Origin of the sequence: Dactylosporangium darangshiense, assembly GCF_039537565.1 — a bacterium.
In the GTDB taxonomy this organism is placed as follows: domain Bacteria; phylum Actinomycetota; class Actinomycetes; order Mycobacteriales; family Micromonosporaceae; genus Dactylosporangium; species Dactylosporangium darangshiense.
This window is the reverse complement of record NZ_BAABAT010000064.1, coordinates 12,794-23,599: the sequence shown is the minus strand read 5'-3', so window position 1 is coordinate 23,599 and position 10,806 is coordinate 12,794. Positions and strand designations below refer to the sequence as shown.

The 10,806-nt window shown below is 72.2% G+C and carries 9 protein-coding genes and 3 pseudogenes; 3 read left to right on the top strand and 9 right to left on the bottom strand.

What is annotated here, in order from left to right; genetic code table 11:
- The first annotated feature begins 7 nt into the window (after positions 1 to 7).
- Complete coding sequence (locus ABD901_RS52860; RefSeq protein ID WP_345142265.1) at positions 8 to 901, top strand: SMP-30/gluconolactonase/LRE family protein; 894 nt, start codon at positions 8 to 10, stop codon at positions 899 to 901.
- Between the two features lie 11 nt (positions 902 to 912).
- On the opposite strand, the gene ABD901_RS52855 is transcribed toward ABD901_RS52860, so the two are convergent.
- A complete protein-coding gene (locus ABD901_RS52855) occupies positions 913 to 1,104 on the bottom strand; it encodes a hypothetical protein (RefSeq protein WP_345142262.1) in 192 nt (63 codons plus the stop codon).
- Positions 1,105 to 1,243: 139 nt separating this feature from the next.
- On the opposite strand from ABD901_RS52855, the gene ABD901_RS52850 reads away from it, so the two are divergent.
- Positions 1,244 to 1,996 carry an SDR family NAD(P)-dependent oxidoreductase gene (locus ABD901_RS52850; protein WP_345142260.1) on the top strand — a complete coding sequence of 251 codons (753 nt, stop codon included), beginning with the start codon at positions 1,244 to 1,246 and terminating at the stop codon, positions 1,994 to 1,996.
- Here the strand turns inward: ABD901_RS52850 and ABD901_RS52845 are convergent.
- The 4 genes and pseudogenes from ABD901_RS52845 to ABD901_RS52835 form a co-directional block, all read right to left on the bottom strand.
- Positions 1,983 to 3,626 (bottom strand): ATP-binding protein, encoded by a 1,644-nt coding sequence (locus tag ABD901_RS52845; RefSeq protein WP_345142257.1) that lies wholly within the window; start codon positions 3,624 to 3,626, stop codon positions 1,983 to 1,985. The genes ABD901_RS52850 and ABD901_RS52845 overlap by 14 nt on opposite strands.
- Positions 3,627 to 3,693: 67 nt before the next feature.
- Positions 3,694 to 4,665 (bottom strand): annotated as a pseudogene (locus tag ABD901_RS59355) (DUF4062 domain-containing protein); the annotation flags it as partial.
- A 6-nt stretch (positions 4,666 to 4,671) separates the two neighbouring features.
- Complete coding sequence (locus ABD901_RS52840; RefSeq protein WP_345142254.1) at positions 4,672 to 5,508, bottom strand: beta-N-acetylhexosaminidase; 837 nt, start codon at positions 5,506 to 5,508, stop codon at positions 4,672 to 4,674.
- Positions 5,509 to 5,632: 124 nt separating this feature from the next.
- Positions 5,633 to 5,995: pseudogene (locus ABD901_RS52835) on the bottom strand (glycoside hydrolase family 20 zincin-like fold domain-containing protein); the annotation flags it as partial.
- A gap of 199 nt (positions 5,996 to 6,194) precedes the next feature.
- On the opposite strand from ABD901_RS52835, the gene ABD901_RS52830 reads away from it, so the two are divergent.
- Positions 6,195 to 7,361 (top strand): LCP family protein, encoded by a 1,167-nt coding sequence (locus ABD901_RS52830; protein ID WP_345142251.1) that lies wholly within the window; start codon positions 6,195 to 6,197, stop codon positions 7,359 to 7,361.
- 9 nt (positions 7,362 to 7,370) lie between these two features.
- Here the strand turns inward: ABD901_RS52830 and ABD901_RS52825 are convergent, their stop codons facing one another.
- The 4 genes and pseudogenes from ABD901_RS52825 to htpX all read right to left on the bottom strand — a co-directional run bounded on the left by ABD901_RS52825 (position 7,371) and on the right by htpX (position 10,802).
- Positions 7,371 to 7,652, bottom strand: coding sequence for a DUF1876 domain-containing protein (locus ABD901_RS52825; protein WP_345142249.1), 282 nt, complete (start codon positions 7,650 to 7,652; stop codon positions 7,371 to 7,373).
- Between the two features lie 762 nt (positions 7,653 to 8,414).
- Positions 8,415 to 9,059: pseudogene (locus ABD901_RS52820) on the bottom strand (phosphoribosyltransferase); the annotation flags it as partial.
- 265 nt (positions 9,060 to 9,324) lie between these two features.
- Positions 9,325 to 9,891, bottom strand: a complete 567-nt coding sequence (pspAB, locus tag ABD901_RS52815) for a PspA-associated protein PspAB (protein WP_345142246.1) — start codon at positions 9,889 to 9,891, stop codon at positions 9,325 to 9,327.
- Entirely contained in the window at positions 9,888 to 10,802 is a 915-nt protein-coding gene (htpX, locus tag ABD901_RS52810) for a zinc metalloprotease HtpX (RefSeq protein WP_345142243.1), read from the bottom strand. The genes pspAB and htpX overlap by 4 nt, the downstream gene beginning before the upstream one ends.
- Positions 10,803 to 10,806 lie beyond the last annotated feature (4 nt).

Below are 10,806 nucleotides of genomic sequence, written 5' to 3'. Positions count from 1 at the left end.
GAGAGCGATGGAACTGACCCCGTGGAGCGCCGACCGGCTGGAGCTCGGCGAAGGAGCGCGGTGGGCCGGCGACCGGCTGGTCCTGGTCGACCTCCTCGCCGGGCGGCTGCTGGAGACGACCGGCGACGCACCCGCCCCGCTGCGCGAGTTGCAGCGGCTGGACGTTCCGCTTGGCGCGGTGGGACCGGTCACCGGTCGGCCCGGCGACTGGCTCGCGGCGGCGGGCACCGGCGTCGAGCTGCTGGACGCGTCCGGCCGCCGCACGCCGATCGCGGACCTGGCCGGCGACGGTCCCGAACCGGCCAGGGTGAACGACGCGGTGGCCGACCCACACGGCCGGTTCTGGGCCACCACGATGACCTACGCCGGCATCCCCGGCAGCAGCACGCTCTTCCGGATCGAGCCGGGTGCGCCGCCGGTCCCGGCGGTCACCGGGCTCACCATCGCGAACGGTCCGGCGTTCGACGCCGCCGGCACCACGATGTACCTGGCCGACACCCCCCGCGGGTGGGTCGACCGGTTCACCGTCGACCCACGCACCGGTGCGCTGAGCGGACGGGAGCCGTTCCTGCGACTGGCGCCCGGGCAGGGCGCGCCGGACGGGATGACGGTTGACGCAGGAGGTCACCTGTGGGTGGCGCTGTGGGGCGGCTCGGCTGTCCGCCGATACCGCCCGGACGGCGCGCTGGACCGGGAGATCCGCCTGCCCGCGGCGCAGCCGACCAGCGTCTGCCTCGGCGGGCCCGGACTGCGCCGGCTGTTCATCACCACCGCCCGGTATGCGCTCGCGCCGGCCGGCCCGCTCGACGGGGCGCTCTTCGCGGTCGACGTCGAGGTCGCCGGCCTGCCGTCCGCGCCGGCCGGCGCCGGTTTCTACACCGACGGTGCGGCAAGTAGCTGACGCTGCAGTGCCTAGTGGCGGGTGCAGGTGGCAGCGTGATCGGTCAGCCACTGCAGCGCGGGGGCGATCCCATCCGCGTCCTCGTCGGCGCCGCATCCGGTGCAGCGTTTCGTGAGGTATCCGGAGAGGTTCATCTCGATCCACGCCTGTGCTCCGCCAGCCGTCGTGACAATGTCCGACACGATCTCCCGATATTCCTCCATGCCCTCATCGTGCCGCCGCTGCGGCCTGCTGTGTGCTGGATGGCGCAGCCACCCGATGATTAGCCCGGCACCCCGCTGCTCGACCAACCCAGCGGCCGGCCGAGAGCGTGCCCGTCTCCGGGGCGGGTACAGGACTGAGATGACCGGACTTTCTGGGAGGGTCGTCCTGGTCGCCGGGGGTAGCCGCGGCATCGGCGCGGCCACCTCACGGCTGCTGGCGTCGCTGGGCATGCGGGTGGTGGTGAACTACCGGTCCAACGACGCGGACGCGGACGCGGTGGTCGAGGCGATCCGCGCCGCCGGCGGCGAGGCCATAGCGATGCGGGCCGATGCGCGCGACCCCCATGAGGTAGACCAGTTGGTCAGGGCGGTGTCCGCGCGCTGGGGCACGATCGACGTGCTGGTCAACACCGTGCTGGTCCCGTTTGCCATCAAGCCCTTCCAGGACATGACCTGGGAGGAGTTCGGCGGCAAGCTCCGCGACGAGATGCTGGTCGCCTTCACGCTCACCAAGGCCGTGGTACCGGCAATGGTCGACCAGGGTTACGGCCGGATCGTGCACGTCGCGACCAACCTGGCTCGGCAGCCGCGGGAGGAGATGATCGCGCTCGGCGCGTCCAAGGCGGCGCTGGTGCAGTTCGCCCGCTACGTGGCCCAGGAGCTGGGCCCGTTCGGCATCACCGTCAATGTGGTCTCACCGGGCATGGTGGACACCGAGGTCGCCGGGACGCTGTCCCCGCAGGTCAGGGCCCGGACGGTCGCGGCGACCCCACTGGGGCGGATCGCCCAGCCGGAGGATGTGGCCGGGGTCGTCGCCTTCTACGCAAGCGACGAGAGCGGCTTCATGACCGGTACGTACGCGCCGGTCAACGGCGGCCTCACGATGGACTGACGGCGCCGGACCGGTCCCGCACGGCGGCCACCGCCTCCCGCTGGTTGAGCCGGCATCCGGCGGCGTACAGGTAGTCGAACCGGTCCGCGCCGACCGCTTGGCGGGCCTGGTCCACCAGCTCGGCCTCGCTGCGCCGCACCAGCGGCCACGCCCGCTGGCCGACCCGCCGGCGCAGGCCGTCGGCCGCCCCGGCCAGCCGCGCCGCCCGCTCGGGGTCGCCTTCCGCCAACGCCAGCCGGGCGAACCCGACCAGGCACATGGACACCAGTGGCGTGCTGTGGGCCGCCGAGCTGCGGTCCAGCCCCTTGTCCAGCAGCGCCCGGGCCTCGTCCGGTCGACCGCGTACGACGGCCAGGGTGCCCAGCTGCACCCGCAACCACGCGGCCAGCCAGTCGTTGTCGAACTGGTCCGCCAGCTCACGCGCCTCGGACAGGCGGCGCAGGGCTTCGTCGTAGCGCCCCGCGGCCGTCTCGACGTTGCCGGCGCTGGCGACGGCGACCGCCGTCCAGTACGGCTCGTCCTGGCCGCGGAGCTGCTCCAGGCTCGCCGACACACGTCGCAGGGCGCCGTCCAGGTCGCCGACGATCGGCGCCGTCCACACCATGGCAAGCTGGGACACCGCCTGCAGGTACGGGTCCTGGATACCCGCCAGCAGCGGCTCCAGGCGCTGGCGGGCATCCAGCGCCGCCGGGTCGTCACCCATGTCGCTGGCGGTGACGAGGGCCGTCCACAACAGCTCGGCCCGGGCCTGGTGGTCCAGGGAGTCGGCGGTGGGCAGGAGTTCCTCGACCCAGCGGGCCTTGCTCAGGTGGTCCCGCTGCTCCCAGAACGGCCACAGGACGCGGAACAGGTGCGGCAGCGGCGCACGGTCGTGGGCCAGGTACCACTCCACGGTGGCGGCCACGTTGCCCTCCTCGGTCTGCAGCCGCTCGGCCCACTCGCTGTGCCCGGCACCGCGCAGCGGCCGGTCCGCCTGCTCGGTCAGCGCCCGGTAGTAGTCGGACCGGCGGCGCTGGATCAGCGCGAGGTCGGGCCGGGCCGCCAGCCGCCCGGCGATGAACGCGCGTACGGTCTCCAGCATCCGCAGGCGGGGGCCATGGTCGGTGTTGTCGAGGGAGACGAGGCTCTGGCGGGCCAGCGCCTCGAACAGCTCCAGCGCCCGGTCCCCGTCCAGGCCGGCGACCTGTGCGGCAGCGTCGACGGTCCAGCCGTCCTCGAACACCGCCGCGACCTCCAGCAGCGACCGCTCGGCGTCGTCGAGCAGGCCGACGCTCCACGCCACCGTGGCCCGCAGGGTGCGCTGCCGCTCGGGCAGGTCCACCGTTCCCGTCCCCAGCGCGTCCAGCGAGTCCACGAGCCGGCGCAGCAGCGCATCGGGATCGAGCAGCCGGATCCGGGCGGCGGCCAGCTCGATCGCCAGCGGCAGCCCGTCCAGCCGCCGGCAGATCCCCACCACCGCCGCGGCGTTGCCCCCGGTGAGGGCGAAGTCGTGGCGCACCGCCCGGGCACGGTCGATGAACAGCGCCACCGCCGGCGAAGCCGCCAGCTCCCCCACCGGCACGCCGGTCGGGTCCGCGGGCAGCGGCAGCGGCGCGACCGGGTACTCCCGCTCGGGCCGCAGCCCCAGCACCACCCGGCTGGTGCCCAGGATCGCCCACCCCTGGACAGCGCGCCAGCAGCTCGTCCAGATCGCCGGCGACCTCGACCGCCTGCTCCAGGTTGTCCAGGACGAGCAGCCACCGGTCGCCGCCGAAGTGTTCGACCAGGGCCTCCAGCGGCGCGCCCACCCCGGCCAGGTCGGCGTCCGCCGCCCTGGCGATGGCGGACAGGACCAGCTCGGGCTGGGTGACCCCGGTCAGCGGGACAAACGCCACCGCGGCACCGAAGCGGTCCCGCAGTCGCTCGCCCACGGCCGTCGCCAGCCGGGTCTTACCGACCCCACCCGGCCCGGTCAGCGTCACCAGCCGCCCGTCGGGCCGCCCGAAGAGATCGGCGACCTCGTCGATGGCCTGCTCCCGTCCGATCAGCGACGTCGTGCCCACCGGCAGCGGGCGCGGGCCGTGCCGTGCCGCCGGCATCCGATGGGCCGCCGGCACCGAACCAACCGCCGCCGGGCCGGTGGCGGCGAACCGCTCGCTCAGCAGCGTCGCCAGGTCGTCGCGCACCAGCCGGCCCAGCTCACCGGGCGTGCGGAAGGCACGGTACGAATCCGATGCGTCCTGCCTGATCCGGGCGAGCAGCTCGGTGAGGCGCGGCTCCCGGTCGGGCGCCGGCGCCTTGACGTAGAGCAGGCGCGGCAACCCCCGCGACAGCTCGAGCTCCTCCTCCAGGCCCGAGGTCTGCATGCCCGGGCCGATCCACCCGTAGCCCTGCCAGTACAGCCCGATGAACACGTCGCTTTGCGCCAGGTACGCCCGATACAGATCCCGCGGCGGGTGCGGCCGCGCCCCCAACTCGAACATCACCGGCGTGAGCCGAAGCGCCGAGATCGCCCGCGCGACAGCTCGCCGCTCATCCGCCAACTCGCCCAGCGTGGAGCTTACGAACACCCGCAGACGCTGGTCAGGAGTCCGGATGACCACCTCGGCCGGCCCCTCGGTCACCGACCGCCCCCAGTCAGAGCCACCGTCCAGGTCTGGAACGATGCGGCTCGTACCGACAACCCACATCAGCCCTCAGCCGACGATGCGGGCGGTCATGACCGCGAGCTCCGCGTCGCGGGCCGCGCGGTCCTTGGGCCAGCCCTGCGCGTCGGGGCGGGTCTGCCAGGGCAGCGGGCCGGCATCCGGCCGGTACTCCACACCGAGCGCGTCCAGCCGGCCCAGGTGCGTGGCCAGCCGGTGCCGGAAGGCGGCCAGGTCCCGCTCGGGCGCCGACCACACGGTCTCGGCGAACGCACACAGCCGCGGAAAAGCCGCGTAGTCGACGGCTCGCGCCGACGGCAGGTGCTCGGTCCAGATGTTGCACTGCGCGCCGAGCACCCGGTCCCGCTCCGCACCGCTGAGCTGCGCGTGCGGGCTCGCCCGCCACTCTTCCTTCGGGCACTCGTCACCGCCGATGCCGATGTACGGGCCGGGAAACAGCTCGAGCACCTCGTCGAAGACGCGCCGGTAGAAGTCGAGCGTCGTGTCGGCGACGTTGAGGACCCGGCTGGAGATACCCCAGCTGGTGGACACCTCGACGGGCCCGGCGGCGTTGCCCAGCGAGGGGTACGCCGCGATGGCCGCCTGCGAGTGCCCCGGGATGTCGATCTCCGGAACGACGGTGACGAACCGCTCCGCCGCATACGCGACGATCTCCCGGATGTCGTCCTGCGTGTAGTAGCCGCCGTGCGGCCGGCCGTCGAAGCGGCGGTGCTGCCGGGAGCCGACCATCGACTCGCGGCGCCAGGCGCCGACGCGGGTCAACTCGGGGTACCGCCGGATCTCCAGCCGCCAGCCCTGGTCGTCGGTGAGGTGCAGGTGCAGCACGTTGAGCTTGTGTACCGCGAGCAGGTCGATGAAGCGCAGCACGTCGGCCCTTGGGCAGGAAGTGCCGGGCCACGTCCAGCATGGCGCCGCGCCAGCCGAACCGCGGCGCGTCGCAGATCTCGGCGCACGGGACGAGCCACCGCCCACCGGCGACGGCGGCACGCCGGTACACCATCGACGGCATCAGCTGCCGCAGCGTCTCGGCGCCGTAGAAGACCCCCGCGGGGTCACCACCCACAATGGACACCCGGTCGGACTCGACCCGCAGCCGGTACCCCTCGGCGGGCTCGGCGTCGGACAGGTCGAGCGTGATGGCGTCCGGTCCCGGCGGGCCGGCCGGCAGCGGCAGCCCGGTGGCCGGCGACAGCGCGCCGCGCAGCCACTGCGCTACCCCGGCGAGGGCCGGTGGCGCCGCGATGACCGTATCGCCGCCGAGCTGGAACGCACCCTCGCCGATCGAGAGCCGCCACGGCAGCGGAAGGACCAGCCCGGGATTGATGCCGAAATCGTAGGTCCCACCGCAACACACACGCAACCTCGCCCTGCGGCGGGCGCATGCCTTCGGTCGCGCTCATCCCGCGCGGGTGGGTCGCAGCCTCGGCCGGCGGTGGTCTGCTCGACGTATAGCGGCTGGCGACACCGCATCGCGCCGGGCGGCTCGCGGCCTCTGGTTCGTCCTGCATCTGGCCCCCGCGCCCAGACAAACGCCCCCACCAGGTAGGAAAAGCATGCTCCGCCACGACAGCAGCACCATGGCCGGCTCCGTACGCCCGAAGACCCACTACACCGGCCGCGCCAAAGTTCCCGCCCAGCGGTCGGCGATGCCCAGTCGGCGCAGCCGCCGGCGATTGACGGCGATCGTGATCGGTTCGGCCGTCGCCCTGCTCCTCGTTCTCGGCGCCGGCGGAACGTACCTGTATTACCGGAGCATCGACTCGGGCATCCAACGCACCGATGCCTTCGGTACAACCGGAAAGACAGACGCCCAGCAGGCGCAGCAGGAGGCGGTCCGGCCGCCGGTCGAGGTGTTCGGCGCCAAGAACTTCCTGCTGCTGGGAAGCGACTCGCGCGATCCTGACGACCCGGACCGCAGAGCCGGTGCGGGCACCGGGCGTACGGACGCGATCATCCTGCTGCACGTCGACGCCGAGCACGGCAAGGCGTACCTGATCTCGTTGCCGCGCGACCTGTACGTGCACATCCCACCGAGCCCGACCGATCCGCGTCTGGGCAACAAGGACGCGAAGATCAATGCGGCGTTCGTGTGGGGCGGCGTGCAGCTCGCGGTGCGCACCGTGGAGGCGTACACGTCGGTGCGCATCGACCACGTCGTGCTGGTCGACTTCGCCGGATTCCAGCAGGTGACCGATGCGCTCGGCGGTGTCGACCTGAACAACGACTGCCCCTTCACGTCGATCGCCGAGCCCTACCGGCACTTCCCGCAGGGCGTGAACCACCTCGACGGCGCCGCCGCGCTGGACTACGTACGCCAGCGCAAACAGTTCCCTGACAGCGACTTCACGCGGATGCGCCACCAGCGGGAGTTCCTCAAGGCGCTACTGGACAAGGCGATCAGCACCGACACGCTGCGCAACCCGCTCAAGCTCAACGCGTTCCTCAAGTCGGTGGCGAAGGCCATCACCGTCGACAAGGACTTCTCCCTCGCCGACACCGCGTGGGCGCTGCGCAACATCGGCAGCGGCGACCTGACCATGCTCGTCAGCCCGAACCGCGGAGGTGCCACGGTGAACAAGGAGAGCGTCGTGATACCCGATCCGGCCCGGGCAGCGGCGCTCTACGACGCCGTCGTCAAGGACACGGTCGCCGGCTGGATCGCGAACAACCCGCAGGCGGCCGCCACGGCCACGACGGGCACCTGTCCTGGACGGCAATGAGCATGCCCGCTACCGGCTGAGGTGTACCGAGCGGTCGGAGACGGCCTCGATGTCGGCCGCCGCTGTCACCAGGAGTTGGTGGCCGAGGTCGGACAAGGCTCGCGCTACAGCCAGTTCGTCACCGATCTCCGGAACATCCCTGTCCGACGGGTGCAGCCGCGCCTCCGCGGTGCCGACGAGGTGTGCGCTGTCCTCGGCGTGCAGGCGTGCTTCTGCGTACGTCCGGCCGTCGTGTTCGTCTATGAACACGTCGACGGTCCAGCGCTTGGCCGCGATCATGGCAATCTCCATCGCTATCCACCGCTCGTGTTTCCAGGACCATGTCGCGGTCGCCCGTCAGGCGGGTGGGCGGCCCGCGTAGGCGCCGTGGCGCAGGTGGGCGGTGAACCACTCCCGGGCGTGGCGGGCGGCCGCGGTCAGGGTGCCGGGCTCTTCGAACAGATGCGTGGCACCTGGTACCACGACGAGTTCGTTCGGGCACCGCAACTGGCTCTGTGCGCCTCGGTTCAGTGCCAGCACCTGGGTGTCCAGGCCGCCGACAATGAGCAGCGTGGGTGCTTTGACGGCGGGCAGCCGCGCTCCGGCCAGGTCGGGGCGACCGCCTCGGGAAACGATCGCGGCGACACGGGCGTGCGGCTCGCCCGCGGCCCACAGGGCCGCTGCGGCGCCGGTGCTGGCGCCGAACCACCCGACGTTCAGGTCACGGGCCCACGGCTGATCGTGGGCCCAGGCGCTGACGCCGGCGAGCCGCTCGGCGAGCAGCTCGATGTCGAACACGTTGGCCCTGCTCGCTGCCTCGTCCGAGGTGAGCAGGTCGAACAGCAAGGTACCCAGGCCCACCTGGTTGAGGATCAAGGCCACGTACCGGTTGCGCGGACTGTGGCGGCTGCTGCCGCTGCCGTGGGCGAACAGCACCAGCCCGTTGGCGTCCGAGGGAAGGGTGAGGTGCCCGGCGAGGTTCAGGTCCCCGGCGCCGACCACGACCTCCTCGTCGCGGCCGGGCAACCCGCCGCCGTGCTGGGCGGCGGCGGGCGCTTCGGCAGACACCCGACGGGCGGCACCCGCGAGCAGCTCGCGGACCTCGTCGTCCGACGTGGGGGTGAAGTCGGCGTACCACTGACCGATCGCCCACAACCAGCGCAGGTTTCGCACGCAGACCACGTCGTCGGCCACCCGGCGCAACGGCTCGATCAGGTCGGCCGGCGCCACCGGCACGGCCAGAACCACGCGGGATGCGCCGCGGGCTCGGGCCACCTGGCAGGCGGCTTTCGCGGTGGAGCCGGTGGCGATGCCGTCGTCGACGATGACGGCGGTGCGACCACGGAGGTCCTCTGCAACACGGTCCCCGCGCAGCAGCCGGGCGCGGCCGGCCAACACGGCCCGTTCGGACTCCTCGACGGCCGCCAGCGCATCGGCGGGGACGCCGGCGTGGCGGATCACTCGCGGGTTGAGGACACGGACACCGTCCTCGCCGATCGCGCCCATGCCGAGCTCGGGCTGCTCGGGGACGCCGAGCTTCCGCACGATGATCACATCGAGCGGGGCCCGGAGTGCCGCAGCCACCTGATAGGCGACCGGTACGCCACCGCGCGGCAGGCCCAGCACCACGACGTCCTGGCCGCGCAGCCAGGAGAGCTTGCCGGCAAGCTGCCGGCCCGCATCGACACGGTTTGCGAAGACGCGATTCCCCAGGATCATCGTCCGCCTCCTTGCGTACCCGTCGGCGGCCGGCCGCGACCCGGGCACAGCAAAAGACGTACGAGGCGGTTTCCCTTCGCCAGCATTGCCTGGATCAGGTAGTGGGGATCACCGTCCGACCTCTCGGTCATTCAGCCTCTCAGCTCAACTGTCATCCAGTTGGGCTCTCCCGCACGTCTCGTACGTCCAACCCCTAAGCTACGCCCAAGCTGCGCCGGCGCAGGGTGAGTCATCGGGTTATCTCCCCGGTCGGCGGCCGAGCGCCTCACAGAGCCGGTGTAGCCCAGATCGGGAACCAGCGGCTCAGGTCGGCTTCGATGGGGAGCTCGCCGGTCAGCTGGGCACGGGCCTGTAGCTCCAGGGCGTTGTCGCGGGAGTGGGCGCCGGTGGGGGCGAACGGGTAGAACGTGCCGCGTTTGAACAGGTAGACCAGGCCGAGCCGGCGGCTGTCGCCGACGAAACCGACGATGGTGCACAGCAGGCTGGGACCGTAGCCGGCGTCGGCGAGGGTGGCGTTGACCGCGTGCAGGTCTGTGACCAGGCCGGCCAGGTCGCTGCTGTCGTGGCGGCTGGCGATCCAGGTGTACCCGTAATCGTCCTGGCTGACGGCGACGTTGGCGGTCTGGTCGGCGGCGAGCAGTCCGAGCGCGTCCGCCTTGGCCTGGGCCGCGGCCTGGCCCTCAGCGGTCTTGAAGCAGACGGCGCCGACGCCGGTGGGAGCCAGGTCCAGGGCCGCTTGCAGGGTGGTGGCCGCTGCGGGCACCGCGAAGAGGGCGTCGAGGTTCGGTTTGACCGGGCGGGTGCGGCCCAGCAGCGCATCGAGGAATCTCATGAGCCGCGTGCCGCCTCTCCGAGTTCGGCGGAGACCTCCGCGAGCTGGTCCAGGCGCTGCTGGAGGCTCGGGTGGGTGGACAGCAGGGTGGACAGGCTCGGCCGGGCCCCGACCGCCGGGGTGAAGAAGAACGCGTTGAACGCCTGGGCGGTGCGCAGGTCGCGGGTGGGGATGCGGGCCATCTCGCCGGTCACCTTGGTCAGCGCGGAGGCGAGCGCGGACGGGCGGCCGGTCAGCGTCGCGCCGGCGCGGTCCGCGGCCAGCTCCCGATAGCGCGACAGCGCCCGGATCAGCAGGAAGCTGAGCGCGTACACCACGGCGGAGACGAGCAGGACGAGCATGACCAGCACGTACGTCTGGTCGCCGTCACGGCGGCGCCCGCCGAACATCTGGGAGTAGAACATGAAGCGGGTCAGCATGCCGGCCAGGACTCCGAGGAAGGACGCGACCGTCATCACCGCCACGTCGCGGTGGGCGATGTGGGACAGCTCGTGCGCGAGCACCCCCTCCAGCTCTTCGGTTTCGAGGCGGCGCAGGATGCCGGTGGTCACGCACACCACGGCCCGCTCGCTGCTGCGGCCGGTGGCGAATGCGTTGGGCAGGTCGGTGTCGGCGAGTGCGACACGGGGCTTCGGCATGTCCGCTGTGGCGCAGAGCCGGTCGATGATGCCGTGCAGGCGCGCCTCCTCCTCGGGGGTGACGATCCGGGCCCGCATGGCCGCCAGGGCGATCCGGTCGGAGAACCAGTACTGGGCGAGCAGCAGCCCGCCGGCGATCAGCACGACCAGGACCCACGACTTGAGCAGGCTGATCAGCACGGCGACGAACACCACGTAGACCAGCCCGAGCAGGAACACGGTCAACGCCATGCGGGCGGTGAGCTGGCGGTCGGGGCGGAACCGAGTACGCATGTCC